Here is a 20,909-nt window from a genome sequence, read left to right on the forward strand (position 1 = left end):
GTGAAAACACCGGTCACGGGGGGTGATACTCGGACACCCGTCCGGGGGACACCGCAGCGCTGACCTGCACGGACGCGCGATCCCGGCCCGAGCCTGCGCGCGGCTCGGGCCGGGACGGCCACGACGGGCTCAGGCGGCGGGGCCGGCGCCCTCGAAGAGGACCGTCGTCACGGTCGGGTCGTAGCTCACGGTCACCTGGAGACGGTCGCGCTGGTCGGCCGGCACGTTGAAGACGTAGACGCCCGTCACCGACGCGCCCGGCGCGACGGACCCGGAGAACGGCTTGCCGCCCGGGCCGGTGAGGGGCTCGGCGGGAGCGAGGTCCTGCCCGCCGTAGACGTTGACGACCGCGCTGTCGAGCGGGACCGCCGCGGACGTGCCGTTCGTGAGCCGCACCGTCACGCGCACCGCCGGACCGGCGACCTCGCCGGGGCCCTGCGCCTCGCCCGCGACGGACTCGACCGTCGTGAGCTCCGCGGTGACGCCGGAGTCGAACGCAGCGGGCTGGTCGAGCGCCACCGCGTCCTTCGTCACGGGCGTGTAGGGCGCGGCGGGGTCGGCGTCGTCCGTGGCGCCACCGCCCGGCTCACCGGGAGCGGGGGCCGTGGGCGTCTCCACGGGCGACGGCTCGTCGCGCACGTCCTCGCCCGCGGAGCGCGACGGCGACGCGGACGACGTGGGGCCGGCGTCCGCCGAGCCGGACTGCGCGACGGCCGCCCAGACGACGCCACCGAGGACGAGCACGACCAGGGCGGCGACGGCGACGACCGCCCAGCGCGGCACGGGCCGGCGCGCGGGCGCCTCGCTCACGCCTCACCGCCCCGGGCGTCACCGGCGGGACGGCGCAGCGTGCGCATCTCCGCGAACCACGAGCGCAGCGCGAGCACGAGGAAGCCGGCGGTCGCGAGCGCGAGCAGCGCGTACACGACCGCGAAGCCCGTCGTCCACCCGTACAGCAGGAACGACAGGCACAGCACGCCGTAGTCGGTCGGTGCCACGACCAGCGAGCGCAGCACCGACGGCCGGTCCCCGCCCGCGGTCGCCCGCATCGTCACGCCCGCCTGCCGCCGGAGCTGGTCGTTGAGGATCATCGCGAAGAACAGCACCGACCACACCGCGGAGTACGCGAGCGGGACGAGCAGCCACGTGTCGGGCACGACGTCCGCGCGGTACAGACCGACGAGCAGCGCCAGGTGCAGGCTCGAGACCTTGACGGCGTCGATGATGTGGTCGAGCCACTCCCCCGCGATGCTGCCGCCGCCGCGCAGCCGCGCGACCTGGCCGTCGGCCGAGTCGAACGCGTACCCGACGAGCAGGAGGACCGACACCAGCACGCCCGTCCACCACGCGACGGGCGCGAGGGCGAGCACGCCGATCGCGGCGAACGTCCAGACCGCGCTGATCGCGGTGACCTGGTTGGGCGTGAGCCCCGCGCGGTAGGCCCACGCGGCCAGCACGCGGCCGGCGCGGCGGTTGACGAACCGCGAGTAGGCGGGGGCCCCACGGGCGCCCTTCTGGACGGAGCCGAGACGGCCGAGCGTCTGTGCGAACGTCTCCGAGACCGAGGTGGTCACCGGCTCCTCCTGGTGCAGCGGCGTGGTCGTCATGCGGCACCGTCCGGGCGGGCCGGGACGGCGTCCGACGGGACGCGCACGGGTGCGGGGTCAGGCGACGGTACCGCCGTCGCACCGGACGTGGGGCGGCGGCGGCCCGACGGCCGGCGGCGCCCGCGGAATTCACCCGCGGCGAGCCGGCGGCACAGCCGCTCGTACCCGTCCGCGACGTCGTCCCAGTCGTAGTCCTCCGCGCGCCGCCGGGCCGCCGCACCGCGCGCCAGGGCGCCGGCCGGGTCCGCCTCGGCGTCCTCGACGAGCCGCGCGACGTCGTCGGGCGTCGCGAACCAGCGACCTGCGTCGCGCAGCACCTCCCGGTTGAACGACACGTCGTAGGCGACGGTCGGGGCGCCCGCCCCGATCGCGCGCAGCAGCGACGGGTTGGTGCCGCCGACGCTGTGCCCGTGCAGGTAGGTGAGCGCGTGCGCGTACAGCTGGTCGAGCAGGTCCTGGTCCCAGACACCACCGAGGAACTGCACGCGGTCGTCGGCCGCGGCGTGCACGCGGCGCGTGTACTCGTCGGCGTACGGCGCGGAGCCGACGACGACCAGCGGCAGGCGCGCGCCCGACCGACGGTACCCCTCGACGACGAGCTCGACGTGGTTCTCCGGCTCGAACCGCGCGACGACCAGGTGGTAGCCGCGCGCCTCGAGCCCGACGCCCGCGAGCGCGTCGGTGTCCAGCCCGTCGAGGAGCGGCGCGCCGTAGGCGATCTGCTCGGTCGGCGCACCGAACTCGGCCGTGTAGTAGTCGGCGATGCCCGCGGCGTCGGCGATCAGCGCGTCGGACCAGCGCACGGCGAGCGCCTCGGCCGCCCGGTAGTAGCGCCGGCCCGCGCCGCCCCACTTGGCGCGCCGCCACTCGAGCCCGTCGACGTGCGTCGCCACGGGGACACGCGCCGCGCGCAGCGCGGGCAGGAAGACGGCGTTCGCGGCGTTGAAGACGACGGCCGCGTCGTGCCGGTGGGTGACCTGGTGCCCGACCGACAGCGCCGTGTGGCTGAGCGTCTCGAGCGAGCGGCGGCGCAGCGCGGGCAGGTGCACGAGATTCATGCCGCGGTACGTGGGGACGCGGTCGGCGCGCTCCGGGGTGCGGCAGTAGACGAGCACGTCGTGGCCGCGGTCGGCGAGCCGTCCCCCGACCTCCTCGACCGCCGTCTCGAAGCCGCCGTACCGGGCAGGCACGCCGCGGGTGCCGATCAGCGCGATGCGCAGCGGCCCGTCCTGCGAGCGCCTCATCTGGGTCCTTCCGTCGTCCCGCACGCGGGGGTGGGCCCGGGTCGGTGGGCGGGACGTCGAGCATCCCGCGCCGCACGCACGGCGGGTACCGCCGTCCGGGTCGTCCGTCTGTGTCCGTTCCGACCGTGGCCTGGTCGGTTGCGCGCCGCGGTGCGGTCGGCGGCCGTGCGTCAGTACGCCCCGGCGCCGGTGACCACGGCGCGGAACGTCTTCCACAGGATCATGAGGTCCATCGTCACGGACCAGTTGTCGACGTAGCGCAGGTCGAGCCGGATCGACTCGTCCCACGGCAGGTCCGCGCGGCCGCTGACCTGCCACAGCCCCGTGATGCCGGGCTTGACGCGCAGCCGCTGGTGCACGGCGTCGTGGTAGCCGAGCACCTCCTCGCGCAGCGGCGGCCGCGGGCCGACCAGCGACATGTCACCGCGGACGACGTTGTAGAACTGCGGCAGCTCGTCGAGCGAGAACCGGCGCAGCACGCGCCCGACGGGCGTGATCCGCGGGTCGCGCGCCATCTTGAACATGAGCCCGTCGCGGTCGCTGCTGTCGAGCAGCTCGGCGCGGCGCCGGTCGGCGTCGCGGTACATGCTGCGCAGCTTCCAGATCGTGAACTCGCGCCCGTCGACGCCGACCCGCGTCTGCGTGTAGAAGGCGCGACCGGGCGACGTCAGCCGCACGGCGACGGCGGCGACGAGGATGACCGGTGCGACGAGCGTGAGGGCGACGAGCCCGAGGACGCGGTCCATCACGGCCTTGGCGACGAGCCGGCGACGCGGCGGCTCGATCTCGAGGCGCAGCAGGGACAGGCCCGCGGTCGGGTGCACGCTCACGCGCTCCTGCGCGACCTCGACGAGGCCGGGCGCGACGACGAGCTCGGCGCCCGCGCGACGCAGGGCCCACGACAGCCGGCGCAGCGCCTGGCCGCTCAGCGCGTTGCCCGCGACGACGACGACGGACACCGCGTAGTCCGAGACGATCTGCGGGATGTCCGCGAGCGCGCCGAGCGTCGGGACCGGCACCTCGGTCTCGGGCTCGACGTCCGACAGGCACGTCCCGATGACGAGGTAGCCGTGGTACGGCGCGAGACTGAGGTCGTCGATGACGTCGGCGACCGCGGCGGTGTCACCGACCACGATGGTCCGCATCATCGCCTGGCCGCGGTTGCGTCGTGCGTGCAGGAACCGGCGGTGCAGGTAGCGGGCGGCGCACGCGGCGGCCGCGGCGACGGGCACGCCGACGACGACGACCTCGCGCGGGACCGGGAGCGTCGTGAGGTAGGCGATGGCCATGACGAGCGCCGCGAGCAGCACGGACGAGCGGAGCAGCACCTGGAACTCGCCGGGACCGTCGCCCATGTTGTGCCGCTCGTAGCCGCGCATCGCCGCGACGGTGACCGGCAGCGCCACGGCGCAGACCGCACCGAGGACCGCGGCGGACGACCAGGCGGACCCGCCGAGCACCGCGGCGGCGGTCACACCCGCCCCGGCGGCGGCGGCGTCGATCGCGACGGTCACGCGCTGGTACCCGGTGGCGCTGTGGACCCACGGGAGCGCGCCGAGCGCGTCCTCCCCGGAGTTGTGCTCGGTCGCCCGGCGCACGAAGGGCTCCGGGGACGCCCACGAGCGTCGGGGGAACTTGGCGGGGCGGCGCCGCTCGAGCCACGCGTCGGTCCGTTCGGACCCGTGCCCGGCTGTCAGCGTCATGAACACCCACCCCCCTCGTGCGAGAACTGTGGATGAACGTATTACGGGGGGTATGTCGGATTCATCCGCCTCGGCCGCTTTTCACCCGTGCGCCCCGGTGTGCGGTGACTCACACCCGTTCGGGTCACGTCGCCCGACCGGACCAGCGGCGGCCGCCCAGGTCAGCGCGCGCGCAGCAGCCAGGCGTCCGCGGCGAGGCGCCCGTCGACGTCGGGCAGGTCGCCCACGACCGACGCGGGCGACCGGCGGGCTGCGAGGAGCCCCACGAGCGCGTCCGCGACCGCGGGCGCCGGGGCGTCGGGCTCGACGACCGCGTGCCCGTGCGCACCGAGCCACGCCGCGAGGCCCGTCTCGGTCGTCGCGAGCACCGCGCAGCCGTGCGCGAGCCCCTCCACGACCGGGAGGCCGACCTGCTCGCGCCACGTGCGCGTCCGCTGCGACAGGAGGACCGCGACCGCCGCCCGGCGCTGGTGCGCGTGGACCTCCGCGCGCGGCGGGTCGACGACGACCGTGACCTCCGGCCGGTCGGCGGCGAACGCGTGCACCTCGTCCACGAGGGGGCCCTTGCCGACCAGCGTGAGCCGCGCGCCGGGGTGCGCCGCGACGACCGCGGGCCACGCCGCGAGCAGCTCGCGCACGCCCTTGCGCTCCTCGAACGCCCCCACGAACAGCACCTCGTCGGCGTCCTTCGCGTCGAGCGGGCCGCACCCGCACGCCGTGGGCAGCGCCGGCAGCAGGACGTGCTCGGCGCGCCGCAGCCTCGGCACGAGCGCGCCGTAGAGCTCCTGCGCGGCCGGTGTGCCGAAGACGACCCGGTCGACCCGCCCGGCCACGCGCGCGATCAGCCGGGCGTCGAGCCACCGCCGTACCCGCCCCGCCGCACCCGGACGCGCGGGCGGCCGGAACGGGTCGTCGTTCGCGATCGCGTACGTCACGACGAGCGCGCGGGGTCGCCGCCGCACGCGCCGCGACAGGTCGACGGCCGCGAGCGCGAGCGCCGACCGGCGCAGGCTCGACACCATGAGCGGCTCGTTGACCTCGAGCTCACGGACGTCGGACCGCGCCAGCACCCACGCGGCGCGGGCGGGACCGGCCTCGACCAGGTCCAGGCCCCGGGCCAGCCCGGAGTCGAAGTCGTAGCGCCGGCTCCGGTAGACGATCGACGCGGGCGCGAGCTCGTGCGCGCGCTCCAGGTGGGCGGTCCGGAGCGTCTCGTAGAGCCGGACCCGGGGCAGCGCGGTGCGGCCGGCGCCTCCTGCGCTCGCTGTCGTCACGGGGCGTCTCCTCGTCGTCCGGGTGGTCCCCGCGGAGGCTGGAGGGCCGTCCGGCCTGCGGTCTCACCCGCTCCCGCCCGCCGTCGCGGGGTGTCCGACAAGATAGCGTTCGACCGTGCTCGGGATCGTCGTCGTGAGCTTCGGCTCCGCCTCGCTGCTGCGCGCGAACCTCGCCGACGTCGACGTCGCCGCCCTGCGCCGACCGGCCGCGGTGGTGGTCGTCGACAACTTCAAGGGTCCGCGCGAGCGCTCCGACGTGCGCGCCGTCGCCGCCGAGCAGGGGTGGGAGCTGGTCGAGAACGCGACGAACGCCGGGTTCGGTGCCGCGGTCGACGCCGGGGTCGCGCGCGCCGCGGCCCTGGGGTGCACGGCCGTCGTCGTGGTGAACCCCGACGCCCGCGTCCCCGCCGACGTCCTCGACGCGCTCGCCGACGCCGTCACCGCGTCGCCGCGGACGCTGGTCTCGCCGCGCGTCGAGCGCCCGGACGGTCGCGCGTGGTTCACGGGTGGTGCGCTGGACGTGGCCGGTGCACGGACGCGCAACGTCGAGGCGCCGGGGACGCCGCAGCGGACGGGCTGGCTGTCGGGCGCGTGCCTCGCGGCGGACGTCGGCGAGTGGACCCGCGTGGGCGGGTTCGACGACGACTACTTCCTCTACTGGGAGGACGTCGACCTCTCGACGCGGTGGACCGCCGCGGGCGGCACGCTCCAGGTGCGGCAGGACCTCGTCGTCGTGCACGACGTCGGGGGCACGCAGGAGACCGCCGGGTCGCGGGCGAAGTCGCCGACGTACTACCGCTACAACTGTCGCAACCGCCTGGTGTTCGCGGCGAAGCACCTGCCGGCCGCGGACGTGCGCCGCTGGCTGTGGCGGACGCCGTCGTACGCGTGGCAGGTCCTGCTGCGCGGCGGGCGCCGTCAGCTGCTGCGGCCGGTGCGACCGGTGGGGGCGGTGCTGCGCGGCTCGGCGGAGGGCGTCGGCTGGGCGCTGCGCGCGCTGCTGCGGCCCGCGCCGCGGCCGGACCGGACGGAGGTGACCGCGTGACGCGGGTCGGGATCGACGCGCACGTGCTCGACGGCAAGTTCCAGGGGTCGCGCACGTGGGTGCTGGAGACGCTGCGGCGGGCGCCGCTGCTCGCCGCCGACCTGACGTTCGTCGTCTACTCGGGCGACCCGGCGCGCACGGCCGCCCTGCTGGGCGACGTGCCCGTGGAGCACCGTCGGCTCCCGCCGGGCGGGCCGGTCGGGCGCAACCTGAGGTTCTGGCCGCGCGCCGTGCGGCAGGACGGGCTCGACGTGCTCGTGACGCAGTACTTCAGCCCGCCGCGGTTCGCGCGCCGCCAGCTGGTGGTCGTGCACGACGTGCTGTTCGAGACGCACCCCGAGTTCTTCGGCCGCGGCACACGTTGGCGCAACAAGCTGCTCGTCGGCTGGTCGGCCCGCCGCGCGGGCACGGTCGCGACGGTGTCGGAGTACTCGCGCGCGCAGATCGCTCGTGTCTACGGCCGTCGCGCCGACGAGATCGTGCTCGTGCACAACGGCGTCGACCCCGATCCCCCGACGGGCGGTGCCCTGCCGGCGCAGGTGCCGGCCGGCACCCGGTACGCGCTCATGGTCGGGCGGCTCGAGCCGCGCAAGAACCTCGCGCTCGCGCTCGACGCGTTCGCGCGGGTCGAGGACCCTGACGTGCGACTGGTCGTCGTCGGGCGGGACGACTTCGAGGACCGCGAGACGCTCGCCCGTCTCGCGGCGGAGCCGCGCGCCGTCCAGCTGAGCGACGTCGCGCCGGACGCGCTGTGGGAGCTGTACCGCCACGCGACGGTCTTCGTGTTCCCGAGCCGCGGCGAGGGCTGGGGGATCCCGTTGCTCGAGGCGCTCGCCGCGGGCACGCCGGTCGTGGCGTCGGACGCGACGGCGATCCCGGAGGCCGGTGGCCCGGCGTGCTCCTACGTGGACGTCGCCGCGCCCGACGCGGCGGACCGGTGGGCGGGGCTGCTCGCGGACGCGTTCGCGGGTCGCCTGCCGTTCGACGCCGACGCCGCGCGCGCGCACGTCGCCGCGTTCGGCTGGGACCGGTCGGCGCAGGAGCTCGTCACCGCGCTGCGCCGGACCGCGGGCGTGCGGGAGACCGCCGGCCGCTGACGTCGGCCGTGGCGCACGGCACACCGCGCGACCGGCACCCACCGTCCGGAGTACGGGACGGGTGTCCGTCACCCGGACGGGCGGTCCGCCGTTCACCCGTCCAGCCGCTCGTTCCGGGGCCTCTGCGCCGTTTTCACCCGCTCGTCGCGGCCTAGCAGAGCCGGCGTCCGACGTCCCTCGCGCTCGCCCGACCGGCCGAGCGCGACCGGCCCGACGGCCCGCCCCGACAGGTCCGGGGTGCCCGTCGCGGCCGGCTCGCGAGGGCCGTTCGGGTGACGACCGGAAAGCGTTTACGTCCGATTCCTGCCGACTCGGGCGATACGCGCCGCGGTTGTGACATAACTCACCTGGCGAACTTGTCACCCGGGGCAATCCGGACATTCGCCAGCGAAGGCACAGGTCAACGTATGTCGGGAGTTGTCTGACCGCCGTCGAGCCTCATTCGGAGTGACATAACGTTGGGACCAGCGGCCCAAGTCCGGCGATTTCCCGCCGATAAGTTGATTGGCGTCGCACACCGCGGGCCAGGCAGCCCGACGGTTCCCCAGGGCTCCAGCCCCGGCTACGACCCCACCCGGTCGAGCGCGCCAGCGACTCTCACATCCCGAGGAGTTTTTGCATGTCTTCCGCACGCCTGCACGTCTCCGCGCCAGTCCGCCGCACCGCCCTCGCGGTGCTCGCCGGCGCACTCTCGGTCGGCATCGTCGGCCTCGGGGCTCCCGCGTCCGCCACGACGGCGGACTACACGAGCAGCGCCGAGTCGCTCGCCGCGAACACGGCGACCCCGACGACGGTCGCCGTCGACGCGTTCGGCCGCACCGTGTCGGGCGGGTGGGGCACCGCCGTCACCGGCGGGGCGTGGAGCACCGCCGGGGGCGAGGCGAACGACTACGCCGTCGCGAACGGCATCGCGAGCATGCAGGTCCGCAAGGCCGGCTGGCAGCTGGGCACCTCGCTCCCGACCGTGAAGTCGAGCGACACCGACCTCCGGGCGACGGTCAGCCTCGACAAGACGCCGGTCGGTGGCAGCGTCGACGCCGACGTCGTCGGCCGGTTCGTGAACGCGACGTCGGGCTACCGCCTCCGCGTCAAGATGCTCGCCGACGGCAAGGTGCGCACGTCGCTGATCAGCGTGAACGGTTCCACGACGACCACCCTGGCGTCCCAGACGCCCCTGGGTCTGACCGGCGGCGCCGGCAAGCAGCTCGAGGTCCGCCTCGTCGCCACCGGCACCTCCCCGACGAAGCTCCAGGCGAAGATCTGGGCCGCGGGCACCGCCGAGCCCGCAGACTGGCAGGTCGCCGCGAGCGACAGCACCGCCGCCCTCCAGACGGCCGGCGGCATCGCGTTCGGCGGCTACACCGGTCCGTCCGTCACGAACGCCCCGATCTCGGTCCGCGTTGCCAACGTGCGCGCCACGTCGACCGAGGTGGCAGCCCCCGCGCCCGTCACCCCCGGCGTGGTCGGCACCTACGTGCCCGACGCCACCACCACGGGCGTGCCGAACGGGACCAGGCTCACGGTCCACCAGGGCGACCTGACGATCACCACCCCGAACGCGGTCATCGACGGCCTCGACGTCCGCGGCTTCGTCAAGGTGGCGGCGCCGAACGTCACGATCAAGAACTCGATCATCCGCGGCGCGGCGACCTCGAAGCAGACCGCGCTGATCACCAGCGCGTCCACCACGTCGTCCGTCACGGTCGTCGACTCCGAGCTCTACAACTCCGTGCCCGGCCCCTGGGTCGACGGTGTGCGCGGCTACAACTTCAAGCTCCAGCGCGTGAACCTGCACGACGTGATCGACATGGCGCACATCTACGGCGACAACGTCACCATCGAGGCGTCCTACCTGCACGACAACCTGCACTACGAGGTCGACCCGGCCCAGAACAACACCCCGAGCCACGACGACAGCATCCAGATCCAGAAGGGCAACAACATCCGGATCGTCGGCAACAACATCTCGGGCGCGTTCAACACGGGCATCCAGTTCACGCAGGACCAGGGCATCGTCTCGAACGTGACCGTCGACAAGAACTACCTCGACGGCGGCGGCTGCACCGTGAACCTCGCCGAGAAGGGCAGGGGCCCGTTCCAGGGCATCACGGTCAAGGACAACAAGTTCGGCCGCACCACGAAGGTCTACAACTGCGCGATCATCTCGCCGACCACCACGGTCGTCGCGAACTCGAACAACTACTTCACGGACGGCGCCGTCGCCACCGTCCGCAAGGGCAGCTGACCAGCCCTTCCGCACCACGGGCGCGCCGGACCGACCGGTCCCCCGCGCCCACGCACGGACGGAGCACGTCCCGGACACCCCGGGGCGGGCTCCGTCCGTCGTGGCTCACGGCGGGCGGGTGAAGACGTCCCACATGCCGAGATCCGTTGCCCCGCGGTCCCGACGCAGGTCACGAACAGGTCACGGCCCGGACGAGGCGTGTCCGAGACGTCGTGATTCCGCCGAATGGGTGTTTCTCCTATAGTCGGCGTGCGCGGCGAGCCAGGGCCACGTACGCGGCGAAGTCGCAGGCCCGGGCTCCTCGCGGGACCGGCAGGACCCTCCACGGACGGGTGCTCCACCCGTGCAGGACCTGTCGGATCGCCGCTCGACGCCCTGGCCCCCACCCTGGAGACCGCCCGTGCGAGGACGACACAGCGAGACGCAGCACCCGCCGACCCACCGGGCGGCCCGTCCACGGACGACCGCACCGAGCCGACGCCTCGTCACCACCGTCGCGTCCGCGGCCGCCCTCGCCGTCGCCCTCGTCGTCGCGATCATCGCCCCGGCGGAGTCCGCACCGATCGGCGTCTACCGCCCCGTCGCACCGACCCGTGTGCTGTCGGGGACGACGCTGGCCCCCGGCGGCACCGTCACGGTCACGCTCCCGGCGGTCCCGGCCGGCGCCACGTCCGCGACCCTCCAGGTCACCGGGGCGCGCACGACCGCGACCACCACGCGCATCTCCGTGTGCCCGGGCAGCGCCGTCACGGACGCGTGCACCGCGTCGCCCGCGCTCGTCGTCACCGCCGAGGAGCCGGCGTCCGCGACGGTCACCGTGCCCGTCAGCGCCGGACAGCCCACCGTCACGCTGCAGGCCACCGCCGACACCCGGGTCTTCGCCGACCTGCACGGCTTCGGCGTCGACGCCTCGAAGGGCTCGGCCGCCGAGGACTCCCTCTACGTCCCGGTCGACCCGCACCGCGTGCTCGAGACGAGCGTCTCCGGGCGCGGCACCACCGCGCTGACCCTCCCCGAGGCGCCCCGCGGCGCCACCGCCGTCGCGCTGCGGCTCACCTCGACCGCCAGCACCGAGACCTCGTACGTCGCCGTGTGCCCCGACGGCCAGACCACCGCGACGTGCGCCGCGACCTCCGTGCTCAACCCGATCCCCGAGCGCGCCCGGCAGGCGTCGCTCGTCGTGCGGCTCGGCGCCGGCGGCACGCTCCAGCTGTTCAACCAGCAGGGCGACCACACCGTCGCGATCGACGTCGACGGGTGGTACGTCGCCCGCGGGGTCAGCAGCACCGGCGGCAACCTGCAGACGCTCGAGGAGCCCGACACGCTCGCGGACAAGGTCGTGAAGTCGGGCGCCAGCGCGACGCTCACGCTCGACGACGTCCCCGCGAACGCCACCGCGGTCCAGGTCCGGCTCACCGCGAAGGGCGCCTGGCGTCCCACCGAGCTCAGCGCGTGCCCCGGCACTGCCGCGTCGCAGGACTGCCGCGAGACGACCTTCCTCGTCGCGTCGCCCGACGCACCGGCCCGCAACCAGGCACTCGTCCCGCTCGGCGGTGCGGCGCGCGACACCATCACGCTGTCGTCGAGCGACGCGAGCGTCCGCGTGACCCCCGAGGTCGTCGGCTACGTCGTCGGCCCCGGCGGCGTCACGGTCCCGCCGCCCACGTCGACACGGACCCCCACGCCCACCGTCACGCCGACGCCCACCCCGACGCCGACGCCGACCCCCACCCCGACGCCGACCGCGACGTCGACCCCGAAGCCGACGGCGGCGCCCACGGCCACCGCGACTCCCCAGCCGCAGACGACGGCCGCACCGGGCAGCGTCAAGCCGGGCGCGTCCAACACGGGGGTGCCCGCTGGGACGAGGCTCACCGTGCACGAGGGCGACCTCACCGTCACCACCCCCGGTGCGGTGGTCGACTCGCTCGACATCCGCGGGTTCGTCAAGATCGCGGCGCCCAACGTCACGATCAAGAACTCGATCATCCGCGGCTACGCGACGACCATCCAGCGCGCGCTCGTCACCAACAACACCAGCGGCGCGAGCGTGCTGATCCAGGACAGCGAGCTGTACGCGCAGTCGCCGTCGGCCCACATCGACGGCGTCCGCGGGTCCAACATCACCGTGCGCCGCAGCAACATCCACGACGTCATCGACGTGTTCCACCTCACCGGCGGCAACGTCACGATCGAGTCGTCGTGGCTGCACGACAACCTGCACTACGAGAAGGACCCGCTGCAGAACAACACCCCGAGCCACGACGACACCGTGCAGATCCAGACCGGGTCGAACATCACGATCGTCGGCAACACCATCGAGGACGCGAACAACAGCGGCATCCAGTTCACGCAGGACCAGGGTGTCGTCTCGAACGTCACGATCTCGAAGAACTGGGCCGGCGGCGGCGGGTGCACCATCAACTTCGCCGAGAAGGGCAAGGGCCCGTTCCAGGGCGTCGTCATCACGGACAACGTCTTCAGCCGCGACCAGCGCGTCGCGAACTGCGCGATCATCGCGCCCTCGACGACGAGCAAGGTGCTGACCGTCGCCCGCAACACCTGGACCGACGGCAGCGCGGTGAGCGTCTCGCGCGGCGACTGACCCGCTCGCACGGCCGAGGACGGCACCCCCACGGGAGTGCCGTCCTCGTCGCGCCGGGCCTCGGGTGCCGTCAGGCCTTCGTGTGGAAGCGCAGCTGGGCCTTCTCCAGGCCCTCGACGACGACGGCCTCGACCGCGTCCGCGGCGGCGTCGAGCAGCCACGGCAGGTCCTTGAGCTCGGGCTTCGCGAAGTCCCGCAGGACGAAGTCGGCCGGGTCCATCCGGCCCGGCGGCCGGCCCACGCCGACGCGCACCCGCACGTAGTCCTTGGTGCCCAGCGCCTTCGACGTGTCGCGGAGCCCGTTGTGGCCGCCCTCGCCTCCCCCGCGCTTGAGCCGCACGTCGGCGAACGGGATGTCGAGCTCGTCGTGCACCACGACGACCCGCTCCGCGGGCACGTCGTAGTACTTCGCGAGCGCCGCCACCGGTCCGCCGGACACGTTCATGTACGTCGTCGGCTTCGCGAGGATGACGCGCGGGCCGGGCACACCGCCGGGCAGCGTCCCGAGCCGCGCCTCGGCGACCGCGGCCTGCGGGCGGCGCGACAGCACCCCGCCGCCCTTCCCGCCGAACGACGCACCGGTGCGGCGCGCGAGCTCGTCGAGCACCATCTGGCCCACGTTGTGGCGGTTGCCCGCGTACTGCGGCCCCGGGTTGCCGAGGCCCACGACGAGCCACGGTCCGTCGGTCATGAACGCTCCCTGCGTCGAGGTCGGACGAACGACGACGCCCGGCACCGCAGGAACGGTACCGGGCGTCGCGGGTGGTGCTGGAGGATCAGCCCTCGGCCGGGGCGTCCGCGGCGGAGGCGGCCGACTGCTCGGCGGCGAGCTCGGCAGCGGCCTCGTCGGCCGCGAGGTCGTCCGCCGACACCTGCGGCAGGCTGACCGTCAGGACGATCACCTCGGCGTCCGTCACGAGCGTCGCGCCCTTCGGCAGCGCGAGGTCGCCGGCGTGCACGATGGCACCGGCCTCGAGACCCGCGATGTCGACCTCGACGTTCTGCGGCAGGTGCGTCGCCTCGGCCTCGAGGGACACGGCCTGCGTCTCGACGACGTGGATCGTGCCGGGGGCGGACTCGCCGACGACGTGCACGGGCACCTCGACGGCGACCTTCTCGCCCTTCTTCACGATGAGCAGGTCGACGTGCTCGATGACGTTGCGGACCGGCTCGACCTGGACGTCCTTGGCCAGCGCGAGCGTGGTCTTGCCGTCGAGCCTCGATCTCGAAGAGGGCGTTCGCGTGCTTGACCGCGAGCATCGTCTCGTGGCCCGGGAGGGACACGTGGACCGGGTCCGAGCCGTGCCCGTACAGGACGGCGGGGATCTGGTGGGCACGGCGCAGGCGGCGCGCGGCGCCCTTGCCGAACTCGGTGCGGGCGGTGGCGACGAGCTTGACCTCGGACACGGTGACTCCCAGGAGCAGGCGTCCGCGACCGGGCGCGGACGGGATGACGGTGATGGCGGTGCCACCGCCGGGGCGGCGGCACGTGAACAACGGCGTGGGTGGTGGCCTCGACGCGGGGCGCAGGACGGGCACGCGGAGGCGTGCGCCCAGTCGATCACGGAGCTGGTGCGGCCGTGCGACCCGGGCGGTGGACCTGCACCGCACCTGGGCCACGTCGTACGACCGTCCGACGTCCCTCGCCGAGGCAACCTGACGATCTTACCCGCTGGCGGCACCCATCCCCAACTCCCGCAAGGTCCCGGGTGAGGACGAGCGGCGTGTGCCACACCCCCGCGCAGGGCGCCGGGCACGACGACGGCCCCGGACCTGCACGAGGCGGGTCCGGGGCCGTCCGTGCAGGTCAGGCGTTGCCGTCGAAGAGCGACGTCACCGAGCCGTCGTCGAAGACCTCGCGGATCGCCCGCGCGATCAGCGGCGCGATCGACAGCACCGTGAGCTTCTCGAACCGGGTCTCGTCCTCGATCGGCAGCGTGTCCGTGACGATCACCTCACGCGCGCCGCTCTCCTGGAGGCGCTCGGCCGCCGGGTGGGACAGCACACCGTGCGTCGCGGCGACGATGACGTCCTTCGCGCCGGCGTCGAGCAGCACGCGCGCCGCGCCCGCGATCGTGCCGCCGGTGTCGATGAGGTCGTCGACGAGCACGCACGAGCGGCCCTCGACCTCGCCGACGACGCGGTTCGCGACCGTCTTGTTCGGGCTGCGGATGTCCCGCGTCTTGTGCACGAACGCGAGCGGGGCACCGCCGAGCTTCGCCGCCCACTGCTCGGCCACACGGATGCGGCCGGCGTCGGGCGAGACCACCGTCACGTTCGACGTGTCGACGCGCGTGCGGACGTAGTCGATGAGCGTCGGCATCGCCCACAGGTGGTCGACCGGGCCGTCGAAGAAGCCCTGGATCTGCGCGGTGTGCAGGTCCACGCTCATCAGGCGGTCGGCGCCGGCCGTCTTGAACAGGTCGGCCAGCAGCCGGGCCGAGATCGGCTCGCGGCCGCGGTGCTTCTTGTCCTGACGGGCGTAGCCGTAGAACGGCGCGACGACGGTGATCGTCTTCGCGGACGCCCGCTTGAGGGCGTCGACCATGAGCAGCTGCTCCATGATCCACTGGTTGATCGGCCGCGCGTGCGACTGCAGGACGAAGGCGTCCGAGCCGCGCACCGACTCGCCGAACCGGGTGTAGATCTCGCCGTTCGCGAAGTCGTACGCCGTGGTCGGCACGAGCTCGATGCCGAGGTGCTCCGCGACGTCGGACGCGAGCTCGGTGTGCGCGCGTCCGGAGACGAGCACCAGGCGCTTCTCGCCGTCGTTCGAGACGATGCCGGTCATCGCGCCGACTCCTCCGTGGTCGGGCCTGCCGGGTCGGCGAGCGGGGTGGGCTGGTCGGGCAGGTCCGGCGGCGGGGTCCGGCGAGGGCCGCTCGCGGCCTGGGCGGCGCGCTCGCGCTCGGCGCGCGCCTGCGGCGACAGCTCGTCGGCCGCGCCACCACCCGCGCGGGCGGCGGCGTCGGCGGCAGCGGTGCCGGCCCGGGCCCGCGCGACCCAGCCCTCGATGTTGCGCTGCGCGCCGGCCGAGACGCCCAGGGCGCCCGGCGGGACGTCGCGCCGGATGACGCTGCCCGCCCCCGTGTACGCGCCGTCGCCGATCGTGACCGGCGCGACGAACATGTTGTCCGCGCCCGTGCGGGCGTGCGAGCCGATCGTCGTGTGGTGCTTGTTGACGCCGTCGTAGTTGACGGTCACCGACGCGGCGCCGATATTCGTGTGCTCGCCGATCGTCGCGTCGCCCACGTAGGACAGGTGCGGGACCTTCGAGCCGGTGCCGATCTGCGCGTTCTTGGTCTCGACGAACGTGCCGATCTTCCCGTCGGTGCCGAGCACCGTCCCGGGGCGCAGGTAGGCGAACGGGCCGACGCTCGCGCCCTCGCCGATCACCGCGAGCTCGCCGTGCGTGCGGCTCACCGTGGCGCGCGGGCCGACCTCCACGCTCGTGAGCGTCGTGTCCGGGCCGACCGTCGCGCCCTCGCGGACGACCGTCGCGCCGTGGAGCTGCGTGCCGGGCAGAAGGGTCACGTCGCGCTCGAGCTCGACGTCGACGTCGACCCACGTCGTCGCCGGGTCCACGACCGTGACGCCGTCGCGCATCCAGTCCTCGAGGATCCGGCGGTTGAGCTCCGCCCGCAGCCGTGCGAGCTGGACGCGGTCGTTCACGCCCTCGACGACCACCGGGTCGTCGGTGCGCAGCGCCCGCACGTGGCCGCCGGCCTCGCGCGCGATCGCCAGCACGTCCGTCAGGTAGACCTCACCCTGCGCGTTGTCGCGGCCGAGGCGGCCGAGCGCGCCGCGCAGCACCGCGGCGTCGAACACGTAGATCGACGAGTTGATCTCGGTGATCGCGCGCTGCTCGTCGTCGGCGTCCTTCTGCTCGACGATGCCGAGCACGTCGCCCGTGCCGGGCTCGCGCAGGATGCGGCCGTAGCCCGTGGGGTCGTCGACCTCGGTCGTGAGGACCGTCACCGCGTTGCCGTCGGCGTGGTGCGCTGCGAGCAGCTCACCGAGCGTGCCCGCGTCGAGCAGCGGGACGTCGCCCGCGACCACGACGACCGCACCGTCGAGCAGCACGCCCGCGGCCGAGCCGGGCACGCCCACGCCGTGGCCGGACGCACCGGCCGCCTGCGCCTGCGCGGCCGCGTCGAGCGCGGTCATCGCGACCTGGACGGCACGGCCGGTGCCGGGGATGTCGTCCTGGTCGGCGAGCAGCGCCTGCGGGTCGACCTCGGCGACGTGCGCCGCGACGGCCTCACGGCCGTGCCGGACGACGACGACGACGCGGCCCGGGTCGAGCGCGCGCGCCGTGGCGAGCGCGTGACCGAGCATGCTCCGGCCGGCGAGGGTGTGCAGGACCTTGGGGGTTGCCGAGCGCATCCGCGTTCCCTCACCAGCGGCGAGGACGACGACGGCAGCCGGGCGGGGGAACGTCACCTGAGGGTGCTCCTCGCGGGTCTGCCCGGAGCACTCCGGGCGGCGGGACCGTGGGCACCTGCACTCTACCGCCGACCCCAGGGCCCTCCCGACGGGTGGCCCGAGCGGCTCCGCCCCCAGGATTCGAACCTGGACCGCGAGGCTCCAAAGGCCTGCGTGCTGCCGTTACACCAGGGCGGACCGGCGCCGTGCCGTCGGCCGACAGTCTGCCAGGCGCCGACAGGCGGACCCTCGGGGGTCCGTGGGCCGCACACGGCATGATGTTCCCCGTGGCTGCGGAGACGAGGCGAGCACCCCGCTCGCGCATGACGGGGACCGAACGTCGTGCGCAGCTGCTCGACGTCTCCCGCCGCCTGTTCGCGGAGAAGGGGTTCGACGGGACCAGCATCGAGGAGATCGCGTCGCGCGCGGAGGTCTCCAAGCCGGTCGTGTACGAGCACTTCGGCGGCAAGGAGGGGATCTACGCGGTCGTCGTCGACCGGGAGATCACGGCCCTCACCGGGGCGCTCACGGGCGCCCTGGAGGGCGGCGGCCACCCGAAGGTGCTGGTCGAGCGCACGGCGCTCGCGCTGCTCAGCTACATCGAGGCGTCGGAGGACGGCTTCCGGATCCTCGTGCGCGACTCGCCGGTCGCGCAGGCGACGGGCACGTTCTCGAGCCTCATCGGCGACGTCGCGACGAAGGTCGAGCACCTGCTCGCCGACCAGTTCCGCAGTCAGGGGCTCGACCCGCGCACCGCGCCGATCTACGCGCAGATGCTCGTCGGCATGGTCGCGCTCACGGGCCAGTGGTGGCTCGACGCGCGCCGACCGCGCAAGGCGGAGGTGGCCGCGCACCTCGTGAACCTCGCGTGGAACGGCCTGTCCGGGCTGGAGCGCCGCCCGCAGCTGACCCGGAACACCGAGCCGGTCGCGTGACGACACGCCCGGGTCCCGGTCCGGTTGTGTCGACGTCGAGTAATCTCGCGGTCATGACGCCGGGGACGGCGCCCGACGATCCCGGGGCGCAGGACGAGGTGGACCGGATCGTGCTCGCGTGGGAGCGCGAGCGGCCGGACCTCGACGTGCGCCCGCTGACCGTCCTTTCGCGCGTGAGCCGGCTGGCCCGCCACCTCGACCTCGCGCGGCGCGGGGCGTTCGCGCGGCACGACCTGGAGACGTGGGAGTTCGACGTCCTGTCGGCGCTGCGTCGTGCGGGCGCTCCCTACCGGCTGTCCCCCGGTGCGCTGCTCACGCAGACGCTCGTGACGAGCGGCACGATGACGAACCGCATCGACCGGCTCGTCGAGCACGGGCTGGTCGAGCGCCAGCCGTCGCCGGACGACCGGCGCGGTGTCCTGGTGCAGCTCACCGAGGCGGGCCGGACGCGCGTGGACGCCGCGTTCGCGGACCTGCTCGACGTCGAGCGCGGCCTGCTGGGCGAGCTCGACGAGGCGGACCGGCAGCGGCTCGCGGACCTGCTGCGTGAGGTCGTGGCACCGTTCGACGCGTCGTGAGGGCATGACGGCTCCCCGACGGGCCGTGGACGCATGACGGCGGCTCGGCGGGCCGCCGCGGACGGTGCGCGCGGGCTGCTGCTCGCCGCGGTCCTGCTCTACGCGCTCAACCTGCGCGCCCCCATCACGGCGCTCGCCCCCGTGGTCGACGACGTCCAGGCGGACCTCGGCCTGTCGGCCGCGGGCGTCGGGCTGCTCACGGGCGTCCCGGTCCTGTGCTTCGCGCTCGCGACGCCGCTGGTCGCGATCCTGCTCGCCCGGCAGGGCACGACGCGCGTCGTGACGGCGTCGCTCGTGACGGTGCTGGTGGGGACGGTCCTGCGGTCGGTCGACGGGTTCGGCACCGCGCTCGTCGGGACGGTGCTCATCGGGGTCGCCATCACGGCGGGGAACGTCGCGGTGCCGGTCGTGATCGGGCGGGACTTCCCGTCCGCCGTCCCGCGGGCGACGGGCCTCTACACGGCCGCCCTCAACGCGGGCAGCGTGCTGACCACGACGCTCACCGAGCCGCTCGCGTCGCTCGTCGGGTGGCGGTGGGCGCTCGCGTCGTGGGGCGGGCTGGCCGTCCTCGGGCTGGTCGTGTGGCGGCGTGCGTACGGGCGACGGGCCGACGCGGTCGTGCGCGCGGCGGGTGCCGCCGGGGACGACGAGCCGGCCACCGCGGGGGACGACCCGACCACGGGCGGTGGCGCGGTCCCCGACGCGCTGCGCCGCCCGGTGACGTGGCTGCTCGCGGTCTCGTTCGCCGGCCAGGCGTTCGGGTACTACGCGGTGAGCGCGTGGCTGCCGACGGTGCTGCACGACGGCACGGGCATGGACCCGACCGCGTCGGGCGGTGCCGCGGCGCTGTTCCAGGCCTGTTCGGGATGGTCGGCGGTGTCGCGGTGCCGATCGCGCTGTCGCGGCGCGTGCCGATGCGGGTCGTGTCGCTCGCGATCGCGCTGGGCTGGGTGACGCTCCCGGTGGGCCTGGTGCTGGCGCCGTCGGCGTGGGCGGTGTGGTGCGTCCTCGCGGGCGTCGCACAGGGCGGCAACTTCGCGGTGATCTTCACGGTCGTGGCGCAGACGGCGGGCTCGCAGCGCGCCGCGCGGCGGATGTCGGCGGCGGTGCAGAGCTTCGGCTACGCGTGCGGAGCGGCGGGTCCGAGCGTGCTGGGTGCGGTGCACGCGGCGTCGGGCACCTGGCAGGCACCGCTGGTCGTGGTGCTCGGGTCCGTCCTCACGATGGCGGTCGCGGCGCAGCTCGCGCTGCGCTCGGTCCGCCGACCGGCCTGACGCCCTCGGTCGCCTCGGCCTGCCACTGGGTCAACCGACGATCTGCAGCAGCGGGTCGAGCAGCAGCATCCCGGCCGCACCGGCGGGCAGCGTGACCGCGAGCCAGCGCAGGGTGGCACGCAGCGGTCCGGGTCGGCGGCCCACGGTGAGCAGCAGCGCGACGGCGACGGCGCCGAAGACGAGCGCGTCGACGACGTACCCGAGCCGGACGCCGTAGCCGACGACGGACTCGGTCGCCCACACCCCGACGAGCAGCGCCTCCCCCAGCCCGCGCAGCCGCCCGGTGGCGGTGCGCCACAGGTGGCCCGCGAGGCCGAAGACGGGGCCGCCCACGACGCCGGTCACGATCCACTCGGCGACCGACGTGACGGAGACGCCGAAGCCCCGCAGGTCCGCGGTCACGTAGTACCCGACGACCTGCAGGACGCACGCGAGCAGCCCGGCGAGCACGGCCACGCCCCGGGTGCGCGAGCGCACGCCGACGAGGAACGGGACGACGAGCCACGGTGACACGGCGTTGGCGAGGCCCTGCACGGGTGCGGGCAGCACGGTCTGGAGGAACGACGTGGCGGCGCCCCACGCGAGCCCGGCGAGGGCCCCGAGGGCGACGACCACGAGGGTGGGCGCCGCGCGGCGGGTGGGGTCGGCGGGCAGGACGGCGACGGTGCTGGTCACGGACGTCGACGCTAGGCCGGGAGCGCCGTGGCCGCGTCGCCCTCCGGGTTCGTGCGCGCGTCGCCCGGGTCACCCTGCGGTCGGACCGCACGCGGGAGCGGGTGCGTCCGGAGGCGGACATCCTCTTAGTGAGAATGAGTTTCATCATCTGCTACCGTCCTCGTCGTGACGCACCCGCGTCGCCCCTCGACCAGGAAGGAGC

17 protein-coding genes, 1 tRNA gene and 1 pseudogene are annotated in these 20,909 nt (G+C 74.4%); 8 read left to right on the forward strand and 11 right to left on the reverse strand.

Annotated elements, in window-relative coordinates:
• Window positions 1–129: 129 nt before the first annotated feature.
• From OOT42_RS15955 to OOT42_RS15975, 5 genes are all read right to left on the reverse strand, one after another.
• Window positions 130–810: a hypothetical protein gene (locus OOT42_RS15955; RefSeq protein ID WP_273652144.1), complete on the reverse strand. Its 681-nt coding sequence runs from the start codon at window positions 808–810 to the stop codon at window positions 130–132.
• Window positions 807–1,607, reverse strand: a complete 801-nt coding sequence (locus OOT42_RS15960; protein ID WP_273652145.1) for a CDP-alcohol phosphatidyltransferase family protein — start codon at window positions 1,605–1,607, stop codon at window positions 807–809. The genes OOT42_RS15955 and OOT42_RS15960 overlap by 4 nt, the downstream gene beginning before the upstream one ends.
• Window positions 1,604–2,851 carry a DUF1972 domain-containing protein gene (locus OOT42_RS15965; protein WP_273652146.1) on the reverse strand — a complete coding sequence of 416 codons (1,248 nt, stop codon included), beginning with the start codon at window positions 2,849–2,851 and terminating at the stop codon, window positions 1,604–1,606. Before OOT42_RS15965 ends, OOT42_RS15960 begins: the two co-directional genes overlap by 4 nt.
• Window positions 2,852–3,021: 170 nt before the next feature.
• Complete coding sequence (locus tag OOT42_RS15970) at window positions 3,022–4,554, reverse strand: sugar transferase (protein WP_273652147.1); 1,533 nt, start codon at window positions 4,552–4,554, stop codon at window positions 3,022–3,024.
• A 161-nt stretch (window positions 4,555–4,715) separates the two neighbouring features.
• The gene (locus OOT42_RS15975) at window positions 4,716–5,828 is read right to left on the reverse strand and encodes a glycosyltransferase (protein WP_273652148.1); all 1,113 of its coding nucleotides are present in this window, start codon (window positions 5,826–5,828) and stop codon (window positions 4,716–4,718) included.
• A gap of 115 nt (window positions 5,829–5,943) precedes the next feature.
• Between OOT42_RS15975 and OOT42_RS15980 the strand changes: the two genes are divergently transcribed.
• The 4 genes from OOT42_RS15980 to OOT42_RS15995 all read left to right on the forward strand — a co-directional run bounded on the left by OOT42_RS15980 (window position 5,944) and on the right by OOT42_RS15995 (window position 12,820).
• The gene (locus OOT42_RS15980) at window positions 5,944–6,873 is read left to right on the forward strand and encodes a glycosyltransferase family 2 protein (RefSeq protein WP_273652149.1); all 930 of its coding nucleotides are present in this window, start codon (window positions 5,944–5,946) and stop codon (window positions 6,871–6,873) included.
• Window positions 6,870–7,970 (forward strand): glycosyltransferase family 4 protein, encoded by a 1,101-nt coding sequence (locus OOT42_RS15985; RefSeq protein ID WP_273652150.1) that lies wholly within the window; start codon window positions 6,870–6,872, stop codon window positions 7,968–7,970. The genes OOT42_RS15980 and OOT42_RS15985 overlap by 4 nt, the downstream gene beginning before the upstream one ends.
• 619 nt (window positions 7,971–8,589) lie before the next feature.
• Entirely contained in the window at window positions 8,590–10,215 is a 1,626-nt protein-coding gene (locus OOT42_RS15990; RefSeq protein WP_273652151.1) for a hypothetical protein, read from the forward strand.
• A 400-nt stretch (window positions 10,216–10,615) separates the two neighbouring features.
• Entirely contained in the window at window positions 10,616–12,820 is a 2,205-nt protein-coding gene (locus tag OOT42_RS15995; RefSeq protein ID WP_273652152.1) for a right-handed parallel beta-helix repeat-containing protein, read from the forward strand.
• 70 nt (window positions 12,821–12,890) lie between these two features.
• Here OOT42_RS15995 and pth read toward each other — a convergent pair whose 3' ends face one another.
• The 5 genes and pseudogenes from pth to OOT42_RS16020 all read right to left on the reverse strand — a co-directional run bounded on the left by pth (window position 12,891) and on the right by OOT42_RS16020 (window position 17,443).
• Window positions 12,891–13,511: an aminoacyl-tRNA hydrolase gene (gene pth, locus OOT42_RS16000; RefSeq protein ID WP_273652153.1), complete on the reverse strand. Its 621-nt coding sequence runs from the start codon at window positions 13,509–13,511 to the stop codon at window positions 12,891–12,893.
• 85 nt (window positions 13,512–13,596) lie between these two features.
• A pseudogene (locus tag OOT42_RS16005) lies at window positions 13,597–14,227 on the reverse strand (50S ribosomal protein L25/general stress protein Ctc).
• Between the two features lie 400 nt (window positions 14,228–14,627).
• The gene (locus OOT42_RS16010; RefSeq protein WP_273652154.1) at window positions 14,628–15,611 is read right to left on the reverse strand and encodes a ribose-phosphate diphosphokinase; all 984 of its coding nucleotides are present in this window, start codon (window positions 15,609–15,611) and stop codon (window positions 14,628–14,630) included.
• On the reverse strand, window positions 15,608–17,263 hold the full coding sequence (glmU, locus tag OOT42_RS16015; RefSeq protein ID WP_273652155.1) for a bifunctional UDP-N-acetylglucosamine diphosphorylase/glucosamine-1-phosphate N-acetyltransferase GlmU: 1,656 nt from the start codon (window positions 17,261–17,263) through the stop codon (window positions 15,608–15,610). Before glmU ends, OOT42_RS16010 begins: the two co-directional genes overlap by 4 nt.
• A gap of 108 nt (window positions 17,264–17,371) precedes the next feature.
• Window positions 17,372–17,443: transfer RNA gene (locus OOT42_RS16020), tRNA-Gln, on the reverse strand.
• A gap of 125 nt (window positions 17,444–17,568) precedes the next feature.
• Here OOT42_RS16020 and OOT42_RS16025 point away from each other — a divergent pair.
• From OOT42_RS16025 to OOT42_RS16040, 4 genes are read left to right on the forward strand one after another with little or no spacing between them, the layout of a single operon-like run.
• Entirely contained in the window at window positions 17,569–18,180 is a 612-nt protein-coding gene (locus OOT42_RS16025) for a TetR/AcrR family transcriptional regulator (protein WP_273652156.1), read from the forward strand.
• A 53-nt stretch (window positions 18,181–18,233) separates the two neighbouring features.
• A complete protein-coding gene (locus tag OOT42_RS16030; RefSeq protein WP_124344215.1) occupies window positions 18,234–18,758 on the forward strand; it encodes a MarR family winged helix-turn-helix transcriptional regulator in 525 nt (174 codons plus the stop codon).
• Window positions 18,759–18,791: 33 nt separating this feature from the next.
• On the forward strand, window positions 18,792–19,712 hold the full coding sequence (locus OOT42_RS16035) for a CynX/NimT family MFS transporter (protein WP_273652157.1): 921 nt from the start codon (window positions 18,792–18,794) through the stop codon (window positions 19,710–19,712).
• Window positions 19,682–20,032 (forward strand): hypothetical protein, encoded by a 351-nt coding sequence (locus OOT42_RS16040; protein ID WP_273652158.1) that lies wholly within the window; start codon window positions 19,682–19,684, stop codon window positions 20,030–20,032. The genes OOT42_RS16035 and OOT42_RS16040 overlap by 31 nt, the downstream gene beginning before the upstream one ends.
• A 30-nt stretch (window positions 20,033–20,062) precedes the next feature.
• Here OOT42_RS16040 and OOT42_RS16045 read toward each other — a convergent pair whose 3' ends face one another.
• Window positions 20,063–20,707, reverse strand: a complete 645-nt coding sequence (locus OOT42_RS16045; RefSeq protein WP_273652159.1) for a DUF6518 family protein — start codon at window positions 20,705–20,707, stop codon at window positions 20,063–20,065.
• Window positions 20,708–20,909 lie beyond the last annotated feature (202 nt).

The organism is Cellulomonas fimi (genome assembly GCF_028583725.1).
Taxonomy (GTDB): domain Bacteria; phylum Actinomycetota; class Actinomycetes; order Actinomycetales; family Cellulomonadaceae; genus Cellulomonas; species Cellulomonas fimi_B.

Bases quoted from the DNA above. Each gene is read 5' to 3' on its own strand.
- OOT42_RS15960 (WP_273652145.1), bottom strand. From the start codon at position 1,607: ATGACGACCACGCCGCTGCACCAGGAGGAGCCGGTGACCACCTCGGTC.
- OOT42_RS15965 (WP_273652146.1), bottom strand. From the start codon at position 2,851: ATGAGGCGCTCGCAGGACGGGCCGCTGCGCATCGCGCTGATCGGCACC.
- OOT42_RS15970 (WP_273652147.1), bottom strand. From the start codon at position 4,554: ATGACGCTGACAGCCGGGCACGGGTCCGAACGGACCGACGCGTGGCTC.
- OOT42_RS15990 (WP_273652151.1), top strand. From the start codon at position 8,590: ATGTCTTCCGCACGCCTGCACGTCTCCGCGCCAGTCCGCCGCACCGCC.
- pth (WP_273652153.1), bottom strand. From the start codon at position 13,511: ATGACCGACGGACCGTGGCTCGTCGTGGGCCTCGGCAACCCGGGGCCG.
- OOT42_RS16010 (WP_273652154.1), bottom strand. From the start codon at position 15,611: ATGACCGGCATCGTCTCGAACGACGGCGAGAAGCGCCTGGTGCTCGTC.
- OOT42_RS16025 (WP_273652156.1), top strand. From the start codon at position 17,569: ATGACGGGGACCGAACGTCGTGCGCAGCTGCTCGACGTCTCCCGCCGC.
- OOT42_RS16030 (WP_124344215.1), top strand. From the start codon at position 18,234: ATGACGCCGGGGACGGCGCCCGACGATCCCGGGGCGCAGGACGAGGTG.
- OOT42_RS16035 (WP_273652157.1), top strand. From the start codon at position 18,792: ATGACGGCGGCTCGGCGGGCCGCCGCGGACGGTGCGCGCGGGCTGCTG.